We start from the raw sequence: 23,157 nt of genomic DNA, 5'->3' as shown, positions 1-23,157 counted from the left end.
GGACGATTGACATGTCGGTCCGCCCGTCGTCTGCGTCCCAGGAGCCGAGAACATGGCCGAGAGCGTGCCCGTACGGTGCCCCGTATGCCGTCGCGAGCACACCTACGCGGCGCCGGTGTATCCGTGCGCCTGCGGAGCGCCCGTGGCGCTGCCGCTGCTGCGCGGTGGTGTGCCCGTCCAGGTGGAGCACCGCACGTGGGCGGGTTCCTGGGTGCGGGTGCGGTGCCCCGCGTGCGGGTCGTCGGAGGAGTGGCCGCAGCCCGAGCTGGGGTGCGAGTGCGGGGCGACGCTCAGGCTCCCCGTCGACCACGCCCGGCTGCGTGCCTCTCCCCCGGCCCCGGCGTCCCCGGCGTCCCCGGCGCCCGCGCCGGTGCGGACGCCGCTGCCGCCCAGGCCCCGGCCCGCGTTCCGGCCCGTCACGATCCGCACGGCGCAGGACGCGAAGACCGCGTCGGCGCAGTATCTGCGCTGGCTCGGCTTCGAGGACGTGCGGGTGGCGGACAAGCGGCCCGCTTCCGGCGTGGACCTGCGCGGTCCTGGCGTGGTCGCGCACGTCGATCCGACGACCTCGCCGACGTCGCTGCGCGAGATAGAGACCCTCTGGCTGAACGGGCTCAACGAGTCCGCCATCGCCGTCTGCTTCTCCCTCGCGGGCTACGCGCGCGACGCCCGCGCCCGCGCGGACGAGCTGTCCGTCCCCCTCTTCGTGTTGGACCTGACGGGCGCGCCCCAGCCCGTGAACGACCCGGCCGACGACCTCATCAGGGCGACCGCGTGAGACGGGCCACGTGAACCGTGGGCGGGACGGTCGTGGGGCACACTGAGAGGGAGGCCGCAGCGGCCGTAAGGGCCAGGGAGGAGACCAGCGTGACCGAGCGCAAGCCACCCGGTATCAGCTTCGAATCCTGGGTGGACCGGCAGATCCGCGAGGCCACCGAGCGCGGTGCCTTCGACGACCTCCCCGGCGCCGGCAAGCCCCTCGCGGGCGAGCGGGCGCCCTACGACGAACAGTGGTGGCTGCGCGAGAAGATGGTCCGCGAGAACCTCTCGTACCTCCCGCCCTCCCTCGCCCTGCGCAAGGAGGCCGACGACGCGCGGGCCGCCGCCGCCTCGGCCAGGACCGAGCGCGAGGTGCGCCGGATCGTGGCGGAGATCAACGAGAAGATCGCCGAGGCGATCAGGACCCCGCCCGCCGGGCCGCCTCACAACCTGGTGCCCTTCGACGCGGAGGAGATCGTCCGCGAGTGGCGCGAGGCCCTGCGGCGCCGGCTGTAGCGGGGCGGTACCTGTAGCAGGGCCCGCCACCGCTCCGGCACGCGGGGCGCGGCGTCAGGCGGCGGCGCGTTCCGCGGCGGGGCGGCGGCGCAGATCCGGGCTCAGCAGGGCCGGGGGCACAGGGTCCTGGTCGAGCGTGCCGATGTCGGTGCCGGGCGGCACGATCTCATCGATGCGGTCGAGGAGTTCGTCGCTGAGCACGACGTCCGCTCCGGCGAGCAGGTCGTCGAGGTGGTCCATGGTGCGCGGCCCGATGATGGCGCTGGTCACGCCGGGGTGTGCGAGCGTGAACGCCACAGCGAGGTGCGTCAACGGCATGCCCGCCTCCTTGGCGAGCGGGATGAGCCGTTCGACGGCGTCCAGCCTGCGCTCGTCGTTGAGGTGCCGGAGAAGACCGGCGCGGACCAGCTCGTTCTGCCCGCCCTTGCGGACACGCCCTGACAGCAGCCCCTGCGCGAGCGGGCCCCACACGAGCGTGCCCATTCCGTAGCGTCGCGCGACGGGCAGCAGCTCGCGCTCGATGCCGCGGCTGAGCAACGAGTACGGCGGCTGCACGGTGCGGAACCTCTCCAGGCCGCGCCGCTCGGCCGTCCAGTGCGCCTCGACGATCTCGCACGCGGTCGTCGTGGACGTGCCGACCGCCCGGACTTTGCCGCTGCGTATCAGGTCGGTGAGCGCGGACAGCGTCTCCTCGACGTCGGTGTCGGGGTCGGGCCTGTGGATCTGGTAGAGGTCGATGTGGTCCGTGCCCAGGCGGCGCAGCGAGTTCTCGACCGCCGTGACGATCCAGCGCCGCGAGGTGCCCTGCTGGTTGGGGTCGTCGCCCATCGGGCGGCTGACCTTGGTCGCGAGGACGACGTGGTCGCGGCGTCCCTTGAGCGCCTTGCCCACCACGTCCTCGGAGTCGCCGTAGACGTCGGCGGTGTCGAGGAAGTTGATGCCCGCGTCCAGCGCCTTGTGGATGACGCGGACCGAGTCGGCGGGGTCGGGGTTGCCGATGGAGGTGGCGAACATCAGGGTGCCGAGCGCGTACGGGCTGACCTTGATGCCGGTACGGCCGAGGGTGCGGTACTGCATGGGTTTCCTGCCTTCTCCGTGCGGCGGCGAGCGCCGCTTCCGGTGCGGTGTGCGGTGTGCGGTGTGCACCGCTCCAGACTGCGGCGGCGCGGATACGGGCGGGAGAGACGCGGTCATCCAGGGACCGGCGGTCCCTGGCTGCGCCCGGCGCTCCGGGGCATGGTGGGAGCGTGGACCGAACCGAGCTGGCCGACTTCCTGCGCCGCTGCCGCACTCGCCTCACCCCCGCCGCCGTGGGACTGCCGCAGGGTGCCAGGCGCCGCACCCCGGGGCTGCGGCGCGAGGAGGTGGCGCAGCTGGCGGGCATGTCCACCGACCACTACACGCGGCTGGAGCAGGCCAGGGGCTCGCGCCCGTCGCGTCAGATGCTCGCCGCCGTCGCCCGCGCGCTGCGGCTGACGAGCGACGAGCGCGACCACCTCTTTCATCTGGCCGGTGAGGAGCCGCCCCGCGACCGCGCGGACACGGAGCACGTCCGGCCCGGACTGCTCCTCGTCCTCGACCGGCTGACGGACAGCCCGGCCCAGGTCGTGAACGACCGAGGCGACGTTCTCGCGCAGAACCCGCTGGCCAAGGCGCTGCACGGCGACGCCTCGGCGCGTCCGGCGGCCGAACGCAACGCCGTCTGGCGCTACTTCACCGACCCCGCCGCGCGCGAACTCTTCCCGCCCGAGGACCGGGACCGCGCGGCGCGCGCCGCCGTGGCGGATCTGCGCGCCGCGTACGCGCGGCGGCGCGACGACGCGCGGCTGGCGGCTCTCGTGCGCCAACTCCGCGCCAGGAGCGAGGAGTTCGCGACACTGTGGGACGGTCACGAGGTCGCCGTGCGCCGCAGTGCCGTCAAGCGCTTCCAGCATCCCGTCGTCGGGCTGATGGAGCTGGACTGCGAGGTGCTGCTGAGCCCGGTGCACGACCAGCGGCTCGTCCTCTACACGGCCCGTCCGGGCAGCGAGTCCCACGAGCGGCTCGAACTGCTCCGCGTGGTCGGCCTCCAGGAGGTCGGCGCCCCGGACGTCGGCGGCTGAGCCGAGAGGTCCACCGGGTCCGGGGCGCCCCCCGGCGCGCGCTACTCCTCGCGGTACTCCTCACCCGGCGAGTCCGCCGCGTGCCCCCGCAGCTCGACGCGGCGGATCTTGCCCGAGATCGTCTTCGGCAGCGGCGCGAACTCCAGCACCCGCACCCGCTTGTACGGCGCCAGCGTCGCCCTGGAGTGCGCGAACAGGGCCTTCGCGGTCTCGGGGCCGGGCTCCCAGCCGTCGCTGAGCACCACGTACGCCTTCGGCACCGCCAGCCGCAGCGGGTCGGGCGACGGCACGACCGCCGCCTCCGCGACCGCCTCGTGCTCCAGCAGCGCGCTCTCCAGCTCGAACGGGGAGATCTTGTAATCAGAAGCCTTGAATACGTCGTCGCTTCTGCCCACGTACGTGATGTAGCCGTCCTCGTCCCGCGCCCCGATGTCCCCCGTGCGGTAGTAGCCCCCGGCCATGGCCTCGGCCGTGCGCTCCTCGTCGCCGTGGTAGCCCGTCATCAGGCCCACGGGGCGGGCCGAGAGGTCGAGGCAGATCTCGCCCTCGGACACGTCCGCCTCGCCGGTGACCGGGTCCACGAGGGTGACGGCGCACCCCGGGACGGGCCGCCCCATGGAGCCGGGCTTGAGCGGCTGGCCAGGGCAGTTGGCGACCTGGACGCTGGTCTCGGTCTGGCCGAAGCCGTCCCTGATGGTGACGCCCCAGGTGCGGCGCACATGCTCGATGACCTCGGGGTTGAGCGGCTCGCCCGCGGCCACGGCCTCGCGGGGGACGTTGGCCAGGCGGGTCAGGTCGGCCTGGATGAGCATGCGCCACACGGTGGGCGGGGCGCAGAAGCTGGTGACGCCCGCGCGGTCGATCTCGTCCATGAGGCGGGTGGCGTCGAAGCGTGTGTAGTTGTAGATGAAGATCGTCGCCTCGGCGTTCCAGGGCGCGAAGAAGTTGGACCAGGCGTGCTTGGCCCAGCCGGGTGAGGAGATGTTGAGGTGCACGTCCCCGGGGCGCAGCCCGATCCAGTACATGGTGGACAGGTGGCCTACGGGATACGAGACGTGCGTGTGCTCCACCAGCTTGGGCCGGGCCGTGGTGCCCGAGGTGAAGTAGAGGAGCAGCGGGTCCTCGGCGCGGGTCACGCCGTCCGGCTCGTACGTGGCGGGGGCGCGGTAGGCGTCCTCGTACGCCAGCCACGGCTGCCGCCCCTCGGGGTTCCCCTCGGGGTTCCCGAGGGGCGGGCCCACCGCGATACGGGTGTAGTCGCCGGGCACGCCGTCGAACTTGCCGGTGTCCTCGGCCCGTACGATCACGTGCCGTGCCCGGCCGCGCCCCACGCGGTCGGCGAGGTCGGCCGGTCCCAGCAGTGGCGTGGCCGGGATGACGACGGCGCGCAGCTTCATCACGGCGAGCAGGGTCTCCCACAGCTCGACCTGGTTGCCGAGCATGAGGATGACGCGGTCGCCCGCGCGTACGCCCCGCTCCCTTAGCCAGTTGGCGACGCGGTTGGAGCGGGCGCGCATCTCGTCGAAGCTGAAGCGGCCCTCGCTCCCGTCCTCCTCCACGATGTGCAGCGCGGTGCGGTCGTTGCCCTCGGCCACGGCGTCGAACCAGTCCAGCGCCCAGTTGAAGTGCTCCATCCGGGGCCAGGAGAAGGCGGCGTGGGCCGCCTCGTAGTCCGTCCTGTGCCGCAGCAGGGTGTCCCGTGCGGCGCGGAAGGCACCGTGTGCCCCGGTGGCCCGGGGTGTGGTCGCCGTCATCTCTCCTCCTCGTGGTGGTGCGCGTCCGTTTCACGGGGCCGCGTCCCTCGGCCAGTCGCTTCAGCCGGTCGCTGCCGCACATCGTGCGACTCGCGGGCCCCCGCGCACCACCCCTGAGCAGCAGGTGTGTGTCGAAGGGTGGATGCTGGGGACATGTCATCGCGCACCAGCAGCACTTCCGGCACGGGTCCGGGCACCGGCACGGGTACCGGTACGGGCACGGGCACGGACCCCGGCGGCGGCTCCGGCGACGGTTCCGGTTCCGGCGGCGGTTCCGGTTCGGGTTCGGGACCCGCGCTCTCGCACCGGCGACGGCTCCTGGTACTGGCGATCTGCTGCATGAGCCTGCTGATCGTCAGCCTCGACAACACGGCGCTGAACGTGGCCCTGCCCTCTCTCCAGCGGGAGCTGAACGCCTCGGTCTCGGGCCTCCAGTGGACGATCGACGCGTACACGCTGGTCCTGGCCTCGTTCCTGATGCTGGCCGGGTCGACGGCCGACCGGGTGGGCCGCCGCCGGATCTTCCAGACCGGGCTGGCCCTCTTCACGGCGGGGTCGCTGCTGTGCGCGCTCGCGCCGAGCCTGGGGTGGCTGATCGCCTTCCGCGCGGTGCAGGCCATCGGCGGTTCGATGCTGAACCCGGTCGCCATGTCGATCATCACCAACACCTTCACCGAGCCCCGCGAGCGGGCCCGCGCCATCGGCGTGTGGGGCGGCGTCGTGGGACTCGCGATGGCGGCGGGGCCGATCCTGGGCGGCGCGCTGGTCGCCTCCGTCGGCTGGCGCTCGATCTTCTGGCTCAACCTGCCCATCGGCCTGGCAGCGCTGGTGCTCACCGCGCGCTACGTGCCCGAGTCGCGGGCGCCCAGGGCGCGCCGCATCGACCCGGTCGGCCAACTGCTGGTCATCCTGGCGCTGGGCACGCTCACCTTCGGCATCATCGAGGGCGGCTCGGCGAGCGGCGGCGGCTGGACCTCGCCGCTGATCCTGGGCTGCTTCGCCGTCAGCGCGTGCGCGCTGGTCTCGCTGGTGCTCTACGAGCGGCGCCGCGAGGAGCCCCTGATCGACCTCCGCTTCTTCCACAGCGTGCCCTTCACCGGGGCCACGTTCACGGCGGTCACGGCCTTCTCGGCGCTGGCCGGGTTCCTCTTCCTGAACACCCTCTACCTCCAGAACGACCGCGGCATGTCGGCCCTGGAGGCCGGGCTGCACCTGCTGCCCATGGCCGTGATGACGGCGGCCTTCGCGCCGCTGTCCGGGCATCTGGTCGGCACCCGTGGCGCCCGGCTGCCGCTGGTGCTGGCGGGGGTGGCGATCGTGGCGAGCGGCGTGCTGTTCGCGGGGTTCGACGCGGAGGGCTCGGACCCGCTGCTGTTCACCTCGTACGTGCTCTTCGGCATCGGCTTCGGCCTGGTCAACGCGCCCATCACCAACTCCGCCGTCTCCGGCATGCCGCGCTCCCAGGCGGGGGTCGCGGCCGGGATCGCGTCGACCAGCCGTCAGGTCGGCTCGGCGCTGGGCGTCGCGGTCATCGGCGCCGCCGTGGGGGCCGGGATGCACACCCTCGGCTGGTGGATCATCACCGGCTGCGGCGCCGCCGTGCTGCTGCTCGGGGTGCTGACGACGGGGCGACGGGCCGCGGCGACGGCCGAGCGCGTCGCGTCCGGCTTCTGCGGCCTGACGGCCGGCTCTCCGTCCGAGCCCGGGCCGCGGACATGACCGAGTGCCACACCTCGCACAACGTGTCCGTATTTACGGCTACATGTCATGAGCACTCAAACCCAACCCGCAGGGCTGGTCTATACCTGTTGACGGAGACTCGCCGTGATCTGTAGGTTTCCGACGTCGAGATCGCTGGACACCGCGCATAAACGCTCCTCCCGCGGCTGACGCGCCACCATCAGCGCCGCCGCCACCGCCATCGCCGAAAGGCGCTCACCCCCACGGCCGGGGAGAAGGGCCAAGGAATGCCCCGATTACCCGGCTCGCGTCAGGGCCCGGACCAGACCGAGGAAGCCGGAGAGGCCGGGCAGACCGGAGAGGCCGGGGGCGGCCTGTTCTCGCGCGGGTACGTGGCCGCCACGGTCAGCTTCGCCGCGACGATGTTCCTCACCGGCTTCGCCGCGCTGGCCGTGGTCCCCACCCTGCCGACGGCGGCCAAGGCGCTCGACGGTGTCGCCCTGTTCCCGCTGGTGGCGGGCTGCTTCGTGGCGGCGAGCCTGCTGGGCGGCGTCCTGGGCGGCCACTGGGCCGACCGCTCCGGTGCCCGTCGGCCCCTGGCGGCGGGCATGGCGCTGACCGTCGTCACCCTGCTGGTGGCCGCCACCAGCACCACGGTCTGGCAGCTCGCGGCCGGCCGCTTCCTGGACGGGCTGGCGGCCGGGATGGTCGCGGTGTCCGTCAACACCGCCATCGGGGAGACCTATCCGGACCGGCTGCGGCCACGCGCGCTGGCCCTGATGAGCACGAGCTGGATCGTCCCGTCCCTGACGGGCCCTCCGCTGGCAGGGCTGGTGACCGAGTGGTGGTCGTGGCGGGCGGTGTTCTACGGGCTGGCCGCGCTGACGCTCGTACCGGCGCTCACACTGGTGGCCGTGCTGCGCGGCCGTGGCCGGGCGGGGACCGACGAGCGTCCGGACGGGCGGCCGGACGGGCGGCCGGACGGGCGGCCGGGCGAGCGCTCGCCGCGCCCGGCCCTGCTGGTCGCGGGTGCCGTGAGCGTCGGCGCGGCGCTGGGGCAGTACGGGGTGTCGGGCTGGAGCGCACACCACGCACTGTTCGCGGCCGGTGGCCTGGTCCTGCTGGTGCTCCTGGCTCCCCGGCTGCTGCCCGTGGGCACCTGGCGGGCGGCGCGTGGCCTGCCCGCCACGGTGCTGCTGCGCGGCCTGGGTTCGGGGGTGTTCTTCACCCTGGAGGCGTTCGTTCCGCTGATGCTCGTCGCCGAACGGCAGGTGACGGCGGTGGTGATCGGCCTGGTCTTCACCAGCGCCTCCGTGATGTGGGCGGGCGCCTCCTGGGTGCAGGGGCGGGTGCTGGAGAACTGGCCCCGGCACCGGCTGGTCGGCCTCGGCGCGCTGGTGCAGGCGGCGGCGGTCGTCGTCGCAGTGGTGGGGACGCTTCCCGGCGTTCCGGCGCTGACCGCCGCCGCGGCCATGCCCCTGGCCGCCATCGGCATGGGCATGTTGGAGCCATCGCTCATCGTGCTGTCGCTCTCGCACAGCCCGCCGGGCAGGCGGGGTTACGCCAGCGGCGCGATGCAGACGAACCAGAACCTGGGCCAGATCGCGGTGCTGGGCATGTCCGCCGCCGTGCTCAACGTCGGCCTGGCGCTCGGCGCGTCGGGACCGGCCGGTTACGCCGCCGCCTTCGCCCTTCTCCTCGTGCCGAGCCTGCTGCTCGTCCTGCTGCCCGGCCGCACGCGCGGCAGTGCGTGAGCAGGCGCGTATGCGCGGCGCCTGACGGGCGCGGAGAGAACCGGCGGCCTCGCCACTTTCTCGTCGCCCCCCCCGACTGGCCGCGCGGGTCATCGGTCGGCGCGGGTCACCGGTCCGTGCGGGGCGCGGGTGCTGCGGGCGGGGGCGACGGGGACGGGGATGAGGGCGGGGGCGGGACGACGACGCGGCCGCCGTGTTCCGCAGCCGCCAGCAGCTCCAGCGCCGTGCCCAGCGGATGGCTCAGCGGCAGCTCGGCCAGCGGGCCACCACGCGCCGCGCCCGCGTCCTCGGCCTTCCCGACGAGCGCGTGGGCCCCGTTCACGAGGTCGCGATGGGTGAGCGGCTCCGCCTCCGCCGTGCCGTACGGGACGGCCACCGGGTCCTCCGCGCCCAGCTCCGCCTCGCGCTCGGCCACCCGGCGCGGGTCGCCGATCTGGAGGCCCAGGTCCATGGGCTCGGACCAGCCGTCGCCGAAGGGGAACACGTCGCGCAGCTCGGGGCAGTCGTCCCACACCTCCTCGACGTGGTCCTCGTACGCCTCCACCGTGAACAGGATCTCCGTACCGGAACGTTGCAGCGCCTCGCGCAGCCCCACCGCGCCGCCCGACGGGTCCACGCTGACGAGCACGGCGCCGACGCGGGCCACGGCGAACTGGATCAGCGCGCAGTCCCCGCAGTTGGGCGCCCACACGCCGACGCGCTCGCCCTTGGCCACCGCCTTGCCGAGCAGGCCGAGGGCGAGGAGTTCGACGTAGCGCGCGAACTCGGCCCACGTCCAGCTCCGGCCGCCCGCCACGTCCACCAGCGCCTCGCGTTCGGGGAACCGTTCGGCGGCCAGGTCCAGCCGCTCCCCCAGGGTTCCGCCGCCCGGCGCGGACGCGTCGTCGTCGGCGGAGGAAGAGGAGGAGGAAGAGGAGGAAGAGGAGGAAGAGGAGGAAGAGGAGGAAGAGGAGGAAGAGGAGGAAGAGGAGGAAGAGGCTGCCGGGTTCGGCGGCCTGGACGATGGGTTCACGCGCTCCTCCTGGTGCGGCGTCAAGGGTCGCGGCTCCAGGTCTCGTCGCGCGTCGTTCCGCGTACGGGCCCGGCCCGTGCATCATCTTCGCGGCACGCCCGCGCACGCCATACCTTGGCCGGGCAAAATGTGCCGTCGGGATGTGCCTCCGGGCTCAGCCGTCCGCGTGTTGCCGACGCGCCCCGCGCGTCGCACCCGGCACCGGGCCCCCGCACGGGCCCGGATCGCGCCCCGTGGGCACGCGGAACCGGCCGTACGGGCGCCGCTTCCGCCCGTACGGCCCCGCGATGAGGCACCATCGGTGATGTGCTGACGGGGGAAGAGGAGCATCACGACCGGCGCGGAGCCGAGCGCGGCACGTCCGCGCGCCGCCCGCCCCGGCCCACGGCCGAGCCCGCGCACGCCCCGGAGGGGCCGGACCCGCACCGCGACGCCAACGGTGACGGTGACGGTGGCCCCAACGGCGACCGCGACCGCGTCCCGGAAGGCCCGCACCCCGACGCCGAGCGCGCGAAGGTGCGCCGCGCCCGTCTCCGCCGCCCCCTCGCCTGGTTCGCCACGCTGCTGCTGACGGCGCTGAGCGTGCTCCTCGCCATCCGCGCCTCGGACGGCGACGGCCCCACACCCGTGCCCCAGCTCCTCGCCTTCCTCCCCTGGTTCCTCGCCCCCGGCTGGCTGGCGCTGCTGTGCGCGATCCTCGCGCGTCGCGTCCTGCTCTCGCTGTGGGCGGTGATCGTGCTGGTCGCGACGGGCTGGTTCACGCTCCCTTACGGGCCCGACGCCCCGGCCGCCTCGGGCGAGAGCCCGGCGAAGGCGCGGTTCCGCGTGCTGAGCGCCAACCTCCAGTTCGGCGGCGCGACGGAACCGCTGCTGGACACGGTGCTGACGGAGCACCCCCAGTTCGTCTCGGTCCAGGAGTGCGACACGCGGTGCGCCGACGCGCTGCGCACCGAGGAGGTGCGCAAGGCGTACCCGTACCGCGTCATCGTCCCTGGCCGCACATCGGAGGGGTCGGCGCTGCTGAGCGTCTACCCGCTGCGCGGCGAGAGTTCCGTGGACAGCCGCATGGCGATGCCGGGCGCGGTCGCCGACGTCCACGGCAGGTCCGTGCGCTTCCAGGTCGCGCACCCCATGCCGCCCAAGCCCGACTCGATGGTCTCCTGGCGCGAGGAGCTCGGCCGCCTCCGCGAGTACGCGGAGGCGCACGCCGACGAACCCACCATCGTCGCCGGGGACTTCAACGCCTCGCAGGACCACGCCGCGTTCCGCGACCTCCTGGACACCGGCCTCCAGGACGCGGCACGCCAGACGGGCCTGTCGCGCACCCCGACCTGGCCCCGCCCCGCCGCACCCCCGCTCGGCGCCCAGATCGACCACATACTGCTCGGCGAGCGCCTCGTCGCGACGGAGACCCGCTTCCTCGACTTCCCCGGTACGGACCACCGCGCGCTGATCGCCGACGTGAAGCTGTACTGATCCGGCGCGGGGAGCGCCCCGAAAACGGATGGCGGCCGACGAGACCGTTCGTGGAGGCTGCCCCCATGAACTCCACGGACTCCACCGCACCGATCACCCGCATCAACCCCTCCGAGCTGCACGCGACCCCCGGCTACCACCACATCACCGTCGTGGAGACGGGCCGGACGGCATACCTCGCCGGACAGTGCCCCCTTGACGCGGACGGCAACGTCGTCGCACCCGACGACCCCGAGGCGCAGGCCGACCAGGTGGCGGCGAACGCGCTCACCGCACTCGCCGCGGTCGGCGCGTCCCCCGAGCAGGTCGTACGGTCCGTCATCTACGTGGTCAGCGACGACCGGCCGGTCCTGGCCGCCGTGTGGAACCGGCTCAACGCGTCGCCGCTGGCGGGCGCGTTCACGACGGCCAGCACGCTGCTGGGCGTCGCCCAGCTCGGCTTCCCCGCACAGCGCGTGGAACTGGACCTCACCGTCGCTCTCCCGCCGCGCGATTAATCAAGTTTGACCAATGACGAGGCGGGTATTACGTTGAAGCGATTAGTCAAACTTGACCAATCGCACCCGGACGCCCCCTTGGAGGCGCTGATGCAGGACACCACCACCCCGTACTCCCCGACCGAAGAGGACCGCCGCTCGCTGGACGAGTGGTTCGCGCGCTTTGACGCGCTCGCGGCGCGGGGCGAGGTCGAGGAGATGGCGGACATGGCGGTCTTCCCCATGAACCTGGTGACCGATGGCGCCGACGGCGAGGCGTGGACGGGCCAGTGGGACCGCGCGGAGTACGTGCGCACCATGACGGGCGTCATGGCCGAAAGCGCCGACGAGGAGGTCCACTTCACCTCCGAACGCACCCCGCACTTCCTCTCCGCCAGCCTCGCCGTCGTCTTCACGGACTCCACGATGACGGTGGGGGACAGCACGCAACGGATGCGGTACGCCGATGTCCTGGTGAGGCAAGGCGGAGAATGGCGCTTCCAGACCATGATCCAGGGCGGCTGGGCCGACGCCCTCGCGGGCCGGAGCAAGCCCGTCCCACAAGAGAAGAAGTAAGGGGGTCGCGGGCCGGTGTCGGACCCTGAGCGGCTGCTGGAGATCCTCCGGAACAAGGGCGCGCCCCTTCAGGGGTGGGAGGAGAGCGTCGCCGCCGTGCGGCGGGAGTTGTTCCTGCCCGACACCGTCGAGACGCCCCACGGGACCGTCTCCCGCGACGCGAGCCCGGACGCGTGGCTGACGGCCGTCTACGGTGACCTGCCGCTGACCACCCAGGTCAACGACGGCCGCCCCACGGAGGAAGGGGAGTACCGGCTGCCGACCTCCTCCAGCTCGATGCCGTCGATGATGCTGGAGATGCTCGGCCTCCTCCAGGTCGCCGACGGACACCGGGTGCTGGACGTGGGCGCGGGCACCGGCCTGCAAGCCGCATGGCTCGCGCACCGGCTCGGCTCCGGCAACGTCACCGCCCTCGACGTGGATCCCGTACTGGTCGAGCAGGCAGTGAAGAACGTACAGAGCGCCGGGTACAGCCCACGCATCGTGTGCGGTGACGGAGTGGCCGGATGGCCGCACGGTGCGCCGTACGACCGGATCATCGCCGGTTACACGGTGCCGGAGATCCCGTACGCCTGGGTCGAGCAGGCCCCTCGCGGCCGGATCGTCGCACCCTGGGGCGGGAGCTTCTTCTCCCACTCGTTCGCCGCGCTCGATGTCTCCGACGGCGAAGCACACGGCCGCTTCTCCGGCTACCCGGCCTTCATGCGCTCGCGCACCGCCCGGCCGCCACGCGGCTTCCTGAGCGACTTCCTCCACCACCAGGCGGACGCGGTGGAGACGCGGACGACCGTCGACCCGCTGGAGATCGCCCGCGACGCCGACGCACAGTTCTGGATCGGCCTCTTCCTGCCCGACGCGTGGCACGTGGAGATCGAGGCCCGGGACGGCAGCGACGAGGTGACGTGGTGGCTGCTCGCGGACGACCGCTCCTCCTGGGCCGCCGCCGACTATGTGCCCGGCCAGCACGAGTACGTCATCGCCCAGTACGGGCCCCGGCGCCTGTGGGACGAAGCCCTCCAGGCGTGGCAGACCTGGACGCGCCACGGCAGCCCCCCACGCGACCGCGCCGGAATCACGGTCACCCCTGACGGCCAGCACGTGTGGCTCGACGAACCGGGCCGCGTCATCGCCTCGACGGGGGCGCCGGGTCCGGGCCCGGGAGCCCAGGCCCGCGATTGAGCGGCCTTCACTCGTTGGTCTGCTGGTGAGTGAAGCGCATGCGGATCTTCCTGTTGTCCTCCCCGTGCCGGGCCACCTCCCGGAAGCCGTGCCGCTGGTAGAAGGCATGGGCACGGGCATTGACCGCGAGCACGTCGAGGATGAGGTGTTGGCGCCGCTGGGCCGCGGTTTCGATCAGGGACCGGATCAGCCCGGCACCGATGCCTCGCCCCTGGTAGCGGGGATGGAGTTCGATCCGCCCCAGGTAGACCTCGGTCGCGCGGTACTCGACGACCAATATGCCCGCGTCGGCCCCGTCGACGGTGATGACCTGCCATCGACCGGGGTCGAACCCGCGCTCGTGGTAGACGCGTTGCTCGCCGTCGTCCCAGCCCCAGATCGCCGCGACGTAGTCGCCCATGGCTGCCTTGTGGAGCTGGAAGCAGACCTCACTGTCGGCCGGGACCGCCTGTCGCACGGCAACGGCGTTCATGCGGACCGCCACGTGTCAGCGGTGCGTGGCGTACGCGACGAAGTCCGCCCAACGAGCCGAACCGAAGGACAGCACCGGACCAGCCGCGTCCTTCGAATCCCGCACATGAACCGTTCCAGGACAGTTGGCGACCTCGACGCACTCCCCGCCCTCACCGCTGCTGTGGCTGGACTTCCGCCACTCGACAGCGACTTCGACGCACTGGCCACCCTCACCGTCGCTGTAGCTCGACTTCCGCCACTCGACGGCAACCTCAACGCAGTCCCCGCCTTGAGCACCGCTGTAACTCGACTTGAACCACGCCAGCTCGCGCCCTGCTAAGGCCGCATCTCCAACGCCCATAGCTCTACCAACTCCCTCAACGAAGGAACACGGGCCGAGCCCCAGAGGACCCGGCCCGTGAGACGTCAGCGATGCGTCGCGTACGTGACGAAGTCCGCCCAACGGGCCGGGCCGAAGGACAGCACCGGTCCCGTCGTGTCCTTCGAGTCCCGCACATGAACCGTCCCGGGACAGTTGGCGACCTCTACGCACTCGCCGCCTTCCGAGCCGCTGTAGCTGGACTTCTTCCACTCAACGGCGACTTCGAGGCACTGGCCGCCATCGCCACCGCTGTAGCTCGACTTGAACCACGCCAGTTCACGTCCGGCTGCGACCGTCTCTTCGACGCTCATAGTTCTCCCAGCAATCTCTCGATGAAGGCCAACGACTCACGCGGAGTGAGTGCCTGTGCACGGATGATCCCATACCGTGCGGCGATGGCGCGGACTTCTTCCCGGGCAGTGACCGTCGAACTGCGTCCCTGACCTTCGATATACGCGACTTGTTCGCCCCCCTTCGGACTGAGCAAGCTGAACGCTCCGTCCAGACCGGCATGGTCCTCGCGATCGGTGGGCATGACCTGGATCTCCACGTTGCGCTTTTGTCCGATCGAAAGCAACTGTGCCAGTTGCCCACGCAGCGACTGCTTCCCACCGATCGGGCGACGTAATACCGATTCCTCGATCACAAAGCTCAGCACGGGAGCTGGGCGCCGGTCGATCAATTCCTGGCGCTCCAATCGCGCAGCGAGCCGCTGCTCAACAGTCTCCTCGTCCAGCAACGGCCGTCGCATGGTGAGAACCGCCCGTGCGTACTCCTCGGTCTGGAGCAATCCCGGAACGGCCTGGCTGCTGTAGACACTCAGCTCAACGGCCTGCATCTCCAGCCGCGCCGCGTCACGGAAGAACGCGGGGTACCGCGCACGCGCGACCTCTTCCTTCATCGCGCTGAGCACGCCGCCCGCCTTGGCGACGCTGTCGACCGCGTCGATCATCTCCGGCTTCGGGATGCGGCGTCCCCTTTCCACGGAGGCCACATGGTCACCGCCGTAACCCACCTTGTCGCCCAACTCAGGCTGAGTCAGGCCCGCGCGTTCGCGGAACAGCTTCATCTGCTTGCCGAAGCACCGCAGAAAGGCGGCGGAGCCGTCTCCGTCCGGCGGTTCCGGTCGCTCGGATTGCGTCATCTCCGTACCTCCGTGATTCGTTGGCGTCACCTTCACACCGCGTAACGACCGTCAGTCCGGCCAAGAAACGCGCTTGGGGGGTACGAAGCGCCTTCGTCCGCCCTGAATTCCTGGTCAGGCTATGCACGGGACTACAGGCTCGGGGCCATGACGACCGAAAATCAAGCACCAATTTCCTTCCGGAATTCGGAATGCGGGCCAGAACCTGAACTCTCCGTAGTCAAGGAACGTTTCGCCATGCGTTTCACGTCCACCCCGCGCGGAGCGCGTCTCGCGCGCAGGCTCGTGACGCGGCGGCTCGACGGGTGGGGGTATCCGCAGGGGTCGGAGATCAACGACACCGTCACCCTGATCGCGGGTGAGCTGACCGCCAACGCGGTGCGCCACGGGCACGTTCCCGGGCGGGACTTCCAGCTCTGTCTGTTCACGACGGAGGACCACATCCGCGTCGAGGTGACGGACACGAGGGGCGAGCGTCGGCCGTCGTGCAGGGTCACAGGGCCCGACGCGGAGAGCGGGCGCGGGCTGTATCTCGTCGCGCGGCTCGCGGACCGGTGGGCCGTCACGACGGCCGGGCCCACGACGCCCGGCAAGACGGTGTGGGCGGAGATCTCGGTCCGCTGACCGCCCGTCGACGGAGGTCGGCGACGGGCCTCATAGCCTGTGACGCCGACAGCAAAGCTCCCTCTCACGGGATGTCCACGAGGAGTGTTCGCAGTGAGCCACCCCGGCCCGCCGCCCCAGTCGCCATACGGCTACCCGCCCCAGCAGCAGCCGTACGGGGCGAACGGGAGCCCCTACGCCATGCCACCCCAGCCCGGACTCCCGTACGCGTCCGCGTTCGCGCCGCCGCTCCCTCCGCGTGCGGGCTGGGGGCAGCGTGCGGGCGCGTTCCTGCTCGACGTGGCGATCAACTTCGGGCCGATGTGGCTGCTGATGGGCATCGCCATCGGCATCGGGGAAAGCTCGGGCGAGAGCAGCGAGGTCGTCGCGAGCATCCTGTCCTGGCTGGGGATCCTGGCGATGATCGTCGCCGTGGTCTTCCAGTTGATGCGCGAGGGCCTGACCGGGCAGACGGTGGGCAAGGGGGTGCTCGGCATCCGGGCCGTGCGCGAGCGCAACGTGCGGCAGCCGCTCGGCATCGGTCTCGCGCTCGGCCGCCGACTGCTCCAGTGCCTCAACTACGCGGTTTTCGGGCTCGGGTGGTGGTGGCCCCTGTGGGACGAGAAGAACCAGACGTTCGCCGACAAGCTCACCAGCGTGGTGGTCGTCCCCGTCGACGCGGTGCCCCTTCCTCAGCCCGGCCCCGGACCCACCGGCACCTGGCAGTAGCCGACCGGTCGAGTGACCGCGCGACGACGGGCCGTCAGCACCCCATCGGGGGGTTTACGCCGCCGTCGCGCCTCCCGTACGGGGGACTTCGCGCATCCCGTCGTCCGCGACCGGCAACGCAGGCTCCATGAACCGTTGTTCTTCGCCCGCCGCTCGTCGCGGCTCCCGTACGGGAGCCGCTCGCCGCACGGCCGCTCGCCGCGCGATACGGCGTTCCCCGTACGCCGGGACGGGCAAGGCGCGGCGCCGTGCGCCCTGACGGCAGGGCGGCGCGTGGGGCGCGGCGGCGGGCGTGGGGCGTCGCGGGGATGGTGGCCGTGGTCACCGTGCTGTGCGCGCTGGTGGCGGGCGGTACCTGGGACAAGCTCGTCAGCGGGGGCTTCGACGCGTCGGGCACGGAGGCCGTACGCGCCGAGTCCCACGTGGCCGAGCGCTTCCACGCGGGGCCGCCGCACCTGACGCTCCTCGCCCGCACGGGCAAGGGCGGGCGCGGGGTGGACGCTCCCGGCGCCGTACGGGACGGGCGGAAGCTGACGGAGCGGCTGCGGGACGCGCCCGGAGTGCTGTCGGCGCACTCGTACTGGACGACGGGCGACCGCACCCAGCGCGCCGACGACGGCGACGCCGCGCTCGCCACCGCCGTACTGTCAGGATCCGACGCCGAACGCACGGAGACGGCGCGCACTCTCGTCCCTCAACTCACCGGCAAACAGGGCGGGTTGAAGGTGGGGGCGACGGGCACGGCGTGGACGGCCGTCCAGTCGACCGACGGCAGCGAGCACGATCTCGTACGGGCCGAACTCCTCACCGCACCCCTGGTGTTCCTCGTCCTCGTCTTCGCCTTCCGCTCTCTCGTCGCGGCCTTTCTGCCCGTGGTCGTGGCCGCCGTCGCCTCGGTCGTCACGCTGGCGCTGCTCAGGCCGCTGTCCTCGGCCATGTCCCTCTCCGTCTTCTCCGCGAACCTCACCACCGCGCTCGGGTTCGGCCTCGCCGTCGACTACTGCCTGTTCCTCCTGACCCGCTACCGGCACGAGACCGCCCAGGGCCTCGCGCCGCCGGACGCCGTGGCCGTGTGCCTGCGCACGGCGGGCCGGGCCGTCGGCTTCTCGGTCGCGACGATCGCGCTCGCGATGGCGGCACTGTTCGTCTTTCCCGTCGGCTTCCTGCGTTCGATGGCGTGCGCGGGCATCGTCGTGACGGTGTGCGCCGGGCTCGTCGCGCTGATCCTCCTCCCGGCGCTGCTACTGCTTCTGGGGCCGTATCTGGAGCGTTGGGACCCGGCCGCGCGGCTGCTGCCACGGGGCGGCGGCGCCGGTTCCGGCGGGGACCCCTGGGAGTCCAGCCCCGGCTGGCGCCGTGCGGCGCGGGCCGTGTGCCGCAGGCCCGTCGCGTGGGGTGCGGCGGCGCTCGCCGTCCTCTGCCTCCTCGCGACGCCCGTCGCACACCTCACGCTGGGCCCGATCGACGAGCGGACGCTGCCGAGGTCCGCCGAGTCCCACGCCGTCGCGGAGGAGATCAAGGACGGGTTCACGGGCGCGTCGGGGACGACGGCCGTCGTGGTCCTCCCCCACCTGGAGGCGGCGGGCAAGGGCGCGGACGAGGGGCCGGGCGAGGGTGAACTCGGCGACTACGCGCGGCGGTTGTCGACGGCCGGTGCCGTCACGGAGGTGGCCGCGAGCACGGGTGACCGGTACCGGGAGGGGCGGCGCACCGCCGAGGGCCGCTCCGGGTCCGGGTCCGGACCGGGGGCCGAGGGGGCGTGGCTGTCGCTGCACGTCGACGCGACGCCGGAGTCGGAGACGGCGGCCGACACCGTACGCGAGGTGCGGGACACGCCCGTCGCGCACACCGCGTGGGTCGGCGGCGACGCGGCCCGGTTCGCGGACACGCAGCGGGAGTTGCGCGACGCGCTGGGCACCGCCGCGGCCCTGATCGGCACGGCAACGGCACTCCTGCTGTTCCTCTTCACCGGCAGCGTGCTGATCCCGGTGAAGGCGGTCCTGGTGGGGGCGCTGAGCCTGGGCGCGTGCTTCGGCGCGGTGGTGTGGGTCTTCCAGGACGGCCACGCGGCCGGTGCGCTGGGGGTGTCCGCGCAGACCGGCACGGTGGACGCCTGCATGCTGCTGCTCGTGTTCTGCGTGGCCTTCGGACTGTCCATGGACTACGAGGTGTTCCTGCTCTCCCGCATCCAGGAGGAGTACCGCCGCACGGACGACAACCGGCTCGCCGTGGAGCGCGGCATCGAGCAGACCGGTCGGCTGGTGACGGTGGCGGCGCTGGCCGTGGCCATCGCGATGGCGGCCCTGGCCACGTCGGGGATCACCCTGCTGAAGCTGCTGGGCTTCGGCCTCGCGCTGGCGGTGGTCGTGGACGCCACGCTCGTACGTGCCGTGCTCGTACCGGCCGCGATGCGGCTCGCGGGGCGGGCCAACTGGTGGGCGCCGCGGCCCCTGCGGTGGCTGCACGGGAGGTTCGGGCTGCGGGAGGAGGGGGCGGGGGCGGGCCCGGGTTGTGGGGGTGGCGGGCCGAGACCGGGGCCCGATCCGACGGGCTGAGCCCCGCCCGCCCGCCCCGTCACCCCCGTCCGCGCCCCGTCGCACTCAGGAAGGAAAACCCGCCATGCACGTCCCTCACCACCACCTCGTACGACCCGCCCTCCGGGCGCTCGGGCACCAGGTGTGGCTGGCCGAGGTCTCGTACACCTTCTGGTACGACCTGTGCCTGCTGCGCACCCGCATCGAAGCCCTCGGCCGCGGCGCCCCCACGGCCGCGCCCCACCTGCGCCGCGCGGGTCGCGCGCTGACCCGCGCCCGGTTGGCCATGGCGGTGCGATGGGGGCACGGGGCGGTACGGGAACTGGAACGGTCCCGCCGTGAACTCCTGTGCGCGACACGGCGGTTACCGGTGCGGACGCCAGTGGGAGTACAGATCGCCGGCCACCTGGAGGGCCTCCCCCACATCTGGTCCTACGCCGCGGGCTTCCCCGCCCCGCCCCTCGCGGGAGACCGCCCGTGAGCCTCCCCCTCGTCACATGTGTGCGTCCCGTCGACGCGCCGGGCCAGTACCTGGCCCGGCCAGGTGCCCGCGTCTCCGGCCAGGAAGCGGGCGGTGGGGGTGAAGCCGTTGCGTTCGTAGAACGCGACGAGTTCGCCTCCGCCGCCCGCCCAGCAGTCCACCCGCAGCAGGCCGACACCCGCCCGGCGGGCCTCCTCCACGGCGCGGGCCAGCAGCGCGGCACCGATGCCCAGACCGGCGTGCCGCCGGTCGGAGACCAGCAGGCGCACATAGCGCTCGGGTTCCCCGGCCGGGGCGATCGGCATGTGCGGGCTGGGCCCGGTACCCAGGATCAGGGCGCCGACGGGAGCCCCGGACAGCTCCGCGATGTACGGGTCGTCCTCGGCCGTGTACCGCTCCACCCGTGCCGCCCCGCCCGGCCTCCGCGAGTACGGTGTCGTGCCCCACTGCTCGGTGTTGCCCCGCGCGTTCATCCACGCCACGGCGCCGTCGAGCATGCCGAGAACGGCCTCCGCGTCGGAAGGGCCGCCCGGTCTGATCCGTATGCGCTGTGTGCTGGTGTCCTGGGCGCTCGTGTCTTGTGTGCTGACGTCCATGTCTGTGCTCTCGTCCACGGCGGAAGCCTAGGAGGGCGCGGGCGATACGTCAGGGACGGGCCGACGCCACCGGGAAGACCGAGGACATCCCCGCGTTACCGTGGCGGAAACCCGCTGACAGCCACGCGGCGGACCCGGTGAAACCGTCCCAGGACCTGCCGGTGCCCGCCGCCGCCCCGAACGACACGAGAAGAGTTCCATGGTGGCCCGCGCTCTCGACCCCCAGATCCTGGAAGCCCTTACGGCCGGCGCGGACGGTGGATTCCGCCCGCCCCGGCCCGCCGCCCGGGGCGACTGGAAGACCCTGCGCGCCATCACCGAGGAGTCGATGGCCCAGCTGCTCGCGCTGCCGCCCGAGCACACCGATGTCGCGCGGGCCACCCACCACGTCACCTCCCACGACGGCGCCACCGTACCGGCACGCTGGTACACCCCCGCAGGCCACACCACCGGCGCGGCCGGACCGGCGGTGGTGTATCTGCACGGTGGCGGAATGATCGCCGGAACGGTGGACCTCTACGACAAGGTGGTCGCCGCCTACGTGGCCGACAGCGGGGTGCCCGCGCTGGCCGTCGACTACCGTCGCGCCCCGGAACACCCGCACCCCACCCCCGTCGAGGACAGTTACGCGGGCCTCGTATGGCTGGCAGCGCACGCCGGTGAGCTGGGCGTCGACAGCCGCAGGATCGCCTTGATGGGAGACAGCGGCGGTGGCGGTCTCGCGGCTGCCGCGGCGCTGCTGGCACGGGAGCGGAGCGGTCCGGCAATCGCCAAGCAGATCCTGGTCTACCCGATGCTGGACGACCGCACGACCGAGCCCGAAGCGGCCCTGGCCCCGTTCGTCGGCTCGTCCTACGACGACAACCACACCCGCTGGCAGGCCGTTCTCGGCGACACCGCGGAAGGCCCCGGCGGCCCCGGGTCTCGCGGGGTTCCCGGTGTTCCCGCCACCGCCGCTCCCGCCCGCGCACACGACGTGTCCGGACTGCCTCCCGCCTACGTGGAGGTGGGCGAGCTGGACATCTTCCGCGACGAGTCCATGGAGTACGCCCGGCGCATGGCCACGGCGGGAACCCCCGTCGAACTGCACGTCCACCCGGGCTGCCCGCACGGATTCGACCTCCTGGCCCCGCAGGCCGACGTCGTGCGCCGCTCACGAGCCGACAGGCTGCGCGCGCTCACCACCCTCTGACCGCCGCCCGGCAGCCGCAGCCACAGCCACAGCCGCTCTACGGTGCTCCAGGTCCGGGTGACTCGCCCGGTGGGGAAGGGGCGGGTGCAGGCCACGGGGTCGGCGATGTTGTCGAGCGTGCTGCCGTGACGTCGGTAGAGGGCCGCGAAGACTTCCTGGACCACGTCCTCGGCCGTGGGGATGTCGGGTCGCGGCCTGCAACCTCGGTCAGGTCCGCGCGTCTGTCAAGGCGTAGGAGATGTTCCGCCCTGGTGGGGACGTGCGTGTCCAGCATGCGCGGGACACGTCGCCGTCGGATGTGAGACCTGAGGAAGATCATGCGGAAAGTCGGAGCTGTCGCCGCCGCCCGCTGAGGACGGCCTTCACCTTCACCCGGGCCCGGCCCCGTACTCACCCGCACTCACCGAGAGAGACATGATGAAGCGACACAAGCGCACGAGGGCTTCGGCCCGTCTGCTGGGCCTGTCGGCGGCGGTGCTGTCCGCGGCAGCAGCGGCCTTCACGTATACCGCTGCAACCGGCGCCGCGGCGCCGAACGAGGCGACGGAACGGAGCACGGGCCCTTCGTCCGGGGCCACGAGAACGGTCCGCTACGACTTGGGCGACGAGGCATGGAAGCTGCCACAGACAGGTGAGCCGGCCGAGCTGAGCGGCGTGGTGCACTACCCCGCCAACCTGGGCACGGGGCGGCATCCACTGATCGTGATGCTGCACGGCTGGCACGAGACCTGCGCCGACCGGAAGGCGGACGCGGCACGCACCGCCGCCGAAGCCAGCGGGGACGATGCCGCGTACGAAGCCGCCAGCGCCAAGCTGTTCGCCTGGCCGTGTGCGAAGGGAACACCCGCCCTGCCCAGCGAACGCGGATATGACTACGTGGCCCGCGAGTTGGCCGCTCAGGGGTTCGTCGTGGCCTCGGTCGGCGCCAACGGCATCAACGCCTCCCCTCTGTCGGGGGATGACAACGCTGCCGCGCGGGCGGATGTCATCAACCGGCATCTGCGCATGTGGCAGGAGCTCAGCTCCAAGGGCAAGGGCGAGCTGGCCGGGAAGTTCGTCGACCCGGCGACCGGAGCGGCACGACACGTCGGCTTCGCCCACCACGTGGACATGGGCAACGTGGGGATCATGGGGCACTCCAGGGCAGGGGCCGGAGCCACCTGGCAGGCGGCCGACAGCCATCGGAGGCAGTGGCCCAAGGGCGTCGACGTCAAGGCGGTGGCGGCAGTGGCACCCGCCTACAACGTGATGACGGAGGACATGTCCCCGTACACGATCACCAAGACTCCCTTCGCCGTCTTCCGGGGAACATGCGACGGGCAGGTCGGCGGTGAGGCGTTCTCGTTCGCGGCCGACGCGGCCAAGGGGAACCGCAGCGGCTTCTACCGGTTCGCGATCCACGGGGCGAACCACAACTACTTCAACACGCAGTGGTCGCCTCAGAGCCGTCAGGTCGCGGCCTTCGACGACGCCACACCGGTGAAAGGACACCCCGGGCAGTGCACCGACCGCGAGGACGCGGCGCCGACCAGACAGCTCACCGAACCGCAGCAGCGCCATGTCGCCACCACATACCTCGGCGCCTTCTTCCGCCGCCACCTCCTCGGCGACACCGGGCAGGACCAGGTGCTGACGGGGGTGCGACACCCCGACGCGGCCATCACAGATGTGGACGCCACCAGCACCGCTCCCTGAGAGGGGGCGGCGACCGGGCCCCGGCCCGGATCCGGGTTCGGGTCCGGGTCCGGGTCCGGGTCCG

At 72.3% G+C, this 23,157-nt stretch carries 23 protein-coding genes; 15 read left to right on the top strand and 8 right to left on the bottom strand.

The window, feature by feature from the left end; all coding sequences use genetic code 11:
- Positions 1 to 52 precede the first annotated feature (52 nt).
- Both ACWGJ2_RS05615 and ACWGJ2_RS05610 read left to right on the top strand, forming a co-directional pair.
- Positions 53 to 778, top strand: a complete 726-nt coding sequence (locus tag ACWGJ2_RS05615) for a hypothetical protein (protein WP_453344654.1) — start codon at positions 53 to 55, stop codon at positions 776 to 778.
- 89 nt (positions 779 to 867) lie between these two features.
- Positions 868 to 1,275, top strand: a complete 408-nt coding sequence (locus ACWGJ2_RS05610; protein WP_453344653.1) for a DnaJ family domain-containing protein — start codon at positions 868 to 870, stop codon at positions 1,273 to 1,275.
- Positions 1,276 to 1,329: 54 nt separating this feature from the next.
- Here ACWGJ2_RS05610 and ACWGJ2_RS05605 read toward each other — a convergent pair whose 3' ends face one another.
- Positions 1,330 to 2,352: an aldo/keto reductase gene (locus ACWGJ2_RS05605; protein WP_453344652.1), complete on the bottom strand. Its 1,023-nt coding sequence runs from the start codon at positions 2,350 to 2,352 to the stop codon at positions 1,330 to 1,332.
- 170 nt (positions 2,353 to 2,522) lie between these two features.
- On the opposite strand from ACWGJ2_RS05605, the gene ACWGJ2_RS05600 reads away from it, so the two are divergent.
- Positions 2,523 to 3,377 carry a helix-turn-helix transcriptional regulator gene (locus tag ACWGJ2_RS05600; RefSeq protein WP_453344651.1) on the top strand — a complete coding sequence of 285 codons (855 nt, stop codon included), beginning with the start codon at positions 2,523 to 2,525 and terminating at the stop codon, positions 3,375 to 3,377.
- A 41-nt stretch (positions 3,378 to 3,418) separates the two neighbouring features.
- Here ACWGJ2_RS05600 and ACWGJ2_RS05595 read toward each other — a convergent pair whose 3' ends face one another.
- Positions 3,419 to 5,131 (bottom strand): AMP-binding protein, encoded by a 1,713-nt coding sequence (locus tag ACWGJ2_RS05595; protein ID WP_453344650.1) that lies wholly within the window; start codon positions 5,129 to 5,131, stop codon positions 3,419 to 3,421.
- Positions 5,132 to 5,470: 339 nt separating this feature from the next.
- Between ACWGJ2_RS05595 and ACWGJ2_RS05590 the strand changes: the two genes are divergently transcribed.
- Positions 5,471 to 6,850, top strand: a complete 1,380-nt coding sequence (locus tag ACWGJ2_RS05590; RefSeq protein WP_453344687.1) for an MFS transporter — start codon at positions 5,471 to 5,473, stop codon at positions 6,848 to 6,850.
- Positions 6,851 to 7,098: 248 nt separating this feature from the next.
- Entirely contained in the window at positions 7,099 to 8,565 is a 1,467-nt protein-coding gene (locus ACWGJ2_RS05585) for an MFS transporter (protein WP_453344649.1), read from the top strand.
- A gap of 106 nt (positions 8,566 to 8,671) precedes the next feature.
- Here the strand turns inward: ACWGJ2_RS05585 and ACWGJ2_RS05580 are convergent, their stop codons facing one another.
- Complete coding sequence (locus ACWGJ2_RS05580) at positions 8,672 to 9,577, bottom strand: AMP-binding protein (protein WP_453344648.1); 906 nt, start codon at positions 9,575 to 9,577, stop codon at positions 8,672 to 8,674.
- Between the two features lie 306 nt (positions 9,578 to 9,883).
- Here ACWGJ2_RS05580 and ACWGJ2_RS05575 point away from each other — a divergent pair, with 306 nt between their 5' ends.
- The 4 genes from ACWGJ2_RS05575 to ACWGJ2_RS05560 all read left to right on the top strand — a co-directional run bounded on the left by ACWGJ2_RS05575 (position 9,884) and on the right by ACWGJ2_RS05560 (position 13,284).
- Positions 9,884 to 11,053 carry an endonuclease/exonuclease/phosphatase family protein gene (locus ACWGJ2_RS05575; protein WP_453344647.1) on the top strand — a complete coding sequence of 390 codons (1,170 nt, stop codon included), beginning with the start codon at positions 9,884 to 9,886 and terminating at the stop codon, positions 11,051 to 11,053.
- 65 nt (positions 11,054 to 11,118) lie between these two features.
- The gene (locus tag ACWGJ2_RS05570) at positions 11,119 to 11,550 is read left to right on the top strand and encodes a RidA family protein (protein ID WP_453344646.1); all 432 of its coding nucleotides are present in this window, start codon (positions 11,119 to 11,121) and stop codon (positions 11,548 to 11,550) included.
- Between the two features lie 90 nt (positions 11,551 to 11,640).
- Positions 11,641 to 12,105, top strand: a complete 465-nt coding sequence (locus ACWGJ2_RS05565) for a nuclear transport factor 2 family protein (RefSeq protein ID WP_453344645.1) — start codon at positions 11,641 to 11,643, stop codon at positions 12,103 to 12,105.
- 15 nt (positions 12,106 to 12,120) lie between these two features.
- A complete protein-coding gene (locus ACWGJ2_RS05560) occupies positions 12,121 to 13,284 on the top strand; it encodes a methyltransferase domain-containing protein (protein WP_453344644.1) in 1,164 nt (387 codons plus the stop codon).
- Between the two features lie 7 nt (positions 13,285 to 13,291).
- On the opposite strand, the gene ACWGJ2_RS05555 is transcribed toward ACWGJ2_RS05560, so the two are convergent.
- The 4 genes from ACWGJ2_RS05555 to ACWGJ2_RS05540 all read right to left on the bottom strand — a co-directional run bounded on the left by ACWGJ2_RS05555 (position 13,292) and on the right by ACWGJ2_RS05540 (position 15,263).
- Positions 13,292 to 13,756, bottom strand: a complete 465-nt coding sequence (locus tag ACWGJ2_RS05555; protein WP_453344643.1) for a GNAT family N-acetyltransferase — start codon at positions 13,754 to 13,756, stop codon at positions 13,292 to 13,294.
- Between the two features lie 15 nt (positions 13,757 to 13,771).
- A complete protein-coding gene (locus tag ACWGJ2_RS05550; protein ID WP_453344642.1) occupies positions 13,772 to 14,098 on the bottom strand; it encodes a DUF397 domain-containing protein in 327 nt (108 codons plus the stop codon).
- 65 nt (positions 14,099 to 14,163) lie between these two features.
- Positions 14,164 to 14,430, bottom strand: coding sequence for a DUF397 domain-containing protein (locus ACWGJ2_RS05545; RefSeq protein ID WP_453344641.1), 267 nt, complete (start codon positions 14,428 to 14,430; stop codon positions 14,164 to 14,166).
- Positions 14,427 to 15,263, bottom strand: a complete 837-nt coding sequence (locus tag ACWGJ2_RS05540; protein WP_453344640.1) for a helix-turn-helix domain-containing protein — start codon at positions 15,261 to 15,263, stop codon at positions 14,427 to 14,429. Before ACWGJ2_RS05540 ends, ACWGJ2_RS05545 begins: the two co-directional genes overlap by 4 nt.
- A gap of 237 nt (positions 15,264 to 15,500) precedes the next feature.
- Between ACWGJ2_RS05540 and ACWGJ2_RS05535 the strand changes: the two genes are divergently transcribed.
- The 4 genes from ACWGJ2_RS05535 (at position 15,501) to ACWGJ2_RS05520 (ending at position 19,610) form a co-directional block, all read left to right on the top strand.
- Positions 15,501 to 15,887 carry an ATP-binding protein gene (locus ACWGJ2_RS05535; RefSeq protein WP_453344639.1) on the top strand — a complete coding sequence of 129 codons (387 nt, stop codon included), beginning with the start codon at positions 15,501 to 15,503 and terminating at the stop codon, positions 15,885 to 15,887.
- A 93-nt stretch (positions 15,888 to 15,980) separates the two neighbouring features.
- Positions 15,981 to 16,595 (top strand): RDD family protein, encoded by a 615-nt coding sequence (locus ACWGJ2_RS05530; RefSeq protein WP_453344638.1) that lies wholly within the window; start codon positions 15,981 to 15,983, stop codon positions 16,593 to 16,595.
- A gap of 248 nt (positions 16,596 to 16,843) precedes the next feature.
- Positions 16,844 to 19,150 carry an MMPL family transporter gene (locus tag ACWGJ2_RS05525; RefSeq protein ID WP_453344637.1) on the top strand — a complete coding sequence of 769 codons (2,307 nt, stop codon included), beginning with the start codon at positions 16,844 to 16,846 and terminating at the stop codon, positions 19,148 to 19,150.
- Between the two features lie 64 nt (positions 19,151 to 19,214).
- Entirely contained in the window at positions 19,215 to 19,610 is a 396-nt protein-coding gene (locus ACWGJ2_RS05520; RefSeq protein ID WP_453344636.1) for a hypothetical protein, read from the top strand.
- Here the strand turns inward: ACWGJ2_RS05520 and ACWGJ2_RS05515 are convergent.
- A complete protein-coding gene (locus ACWGJ2_RS05515) occupies positions 19,562 to 20,206 on the bottom strand; it encodes a GNAT family N-acetyltransferase (protein ID WP_453344686.1) in 645 nt (214 codons plus the stop codon). The two genes, ACWGJ2_RS05520 and ACWGJ2_RS05515, sit on opposite strands and share 49 nt — an antisense overlap.
- A gap of 199 nt (positions 20,207 to 20,405) precedes the next feature.
- Between ACWGJ2_RS05515 and ACWGJ2_RS05510 the strand changes: the two genes are divergently transcribed.
- Positions 20,406 to 21,398, top strand: coding sequence for an alpha/beta hydrolase (locus ACWGJ2_RS05510; RefSeq protein WP_453344635.1), 993 nt, complete (start codon positions 20,406 to 20,408; stop codon positions 21,396 to 21,398).
- A gap of 414 nt (positions 21,399 to 21,812) precedes the next feature.
- The gene (locus ACWGJ2_RS05505; RefSeq protein ID WP_453344634.1) at positions 21,813 to 23,093 is read left to right on the top strand and encodes an alpha/beta hydrolase; all 1,281 of its coding nucleotides are present in this window, start codon (positions 21,813 to 21,815) and stop codon (positions 23,091 to 23,093) included.
- Positions 23,094 to 23,157 lie beyond the last annotated feature (64 nt).

Source organism: Streptomyces sp. NPDC054796 (assembly GCF_053611545.1).
Note: the sequence above shows the minus strand (reverse complement) of the source record. Positions and strands in the feature narration are given on the sequence as shown.

Coding starts and splice junctions, on each gene's coding strand:
- ACWGJ2_RS05615 (WP_453344654.1), top strand. CDS start 53: ATGGCCGAGAGCGTGCCCGTACGGTGCCCCGTATGCCGTCGCGAGCAC.
- ACWGJ2_RS05605 (WP_453344652.1), bottom strand. CDS start 2,352: ATGCAGTACCGCACCCTCGGCCGTACCGGCATCAAGGTCAGCCCGTAC.
- ACWGJ2_RS05595 (WP_453344650.1), bottom strand. CDS start 5,131: ATGACGGCGACCACACCCCGGGCCACCGGGGCACACGGTGCCTTCCGC.
- ACWGJ2_RS05590 (WP_453344687.1), top strand. CDS start 5,471: ATGAGCCTGCTGATCGTCAGCCTCGACAACACGGCGCTGAACGTGGCC.
- ACWGJ2_RS05585 (WP_453344649.1), top strand. CDS start 7,099: ATGCCCCGATTACCCGGCTCGCGTCAGGGCCCGGACCAGACCGAGGAA.
- ACWGJ2_RS05570 (WP_453344646.1), top strand. CDS start 11,119: ATGAACTCCACGGACTCCACCGCACCGATCACCCGCATCAACCCCTCC.
- ACWGJ2_RS05565 (WP_453344645.1), top strand. CDS start 11,641: ATGCAGGACACCACCACCCCGTACTCCCCGACCGAAGAGGACCGCCGC.
- ACWGJ2_RS05555 (WP_453344643.1), bottom strand. CDS start 13,756: ATGAACGCCGTTGCCGTGCGACAGGCGGTCCCGGCCGACAGTGAGGTC.
- ACWGJ2_RS05550 (WP_453344642.1), bottom strand. CDS start 14,098: ATGGGCGTTGGAGATGCGGCCTTAGCAGGGCGCGAGCTGGCGTGGTTC.
- ACWGJ2_RS05545 (WP_453344641.1), bottom strand. CDS start 14,430: ATGAGCGTCGAAGAGACGGTCGCAGCCGGACGTGAACTGGCGTGGTTC.
- ACWGJ2_RS05540 (WP_453344640.1), bottom strand. CDS start 15,263: ATGACGCAATCCGAGCGACCGGAACCGCCGGACGGAGACGGCTCCGCC.
- ACWGJ2_RS05535 (WP_453344639.1), top strand. CDS start 15,501: ATGCGTTTCACGTCCACCCCGCGCGGAGCGCGTCTCGCGCGCAGGCTC.
- ACWGJ2_RS05520 (WP_453344636.1), top strand. CDS start 19,215: ATGCACGTCCCTCACCACCACCTCGTACGACCCGCCCTCCGGGCGCTC.
- ACWGJ2_RS05515 (WP_453344686.1), bottom strand. CDS start 20,206: ATGGACGTCAGCACACAAGACACGAGCGCCCAGGACACCAGCACACAG.
- ACWGJ2_RS05510 (WP_453344635.1), top strand. CDS start 20,406: ATGGTGGCCCGCGCTCTCGACCCCCAGATCCTGGAAGCCCTTACGGCC.
- ACWGJ2_RS05505 (WP_453344634.1), top strand. CDS start 21,813: ATGATGAAGCGACACAAGCGCACGAGGGCTTCGGCCCGTCTGCTGGGC.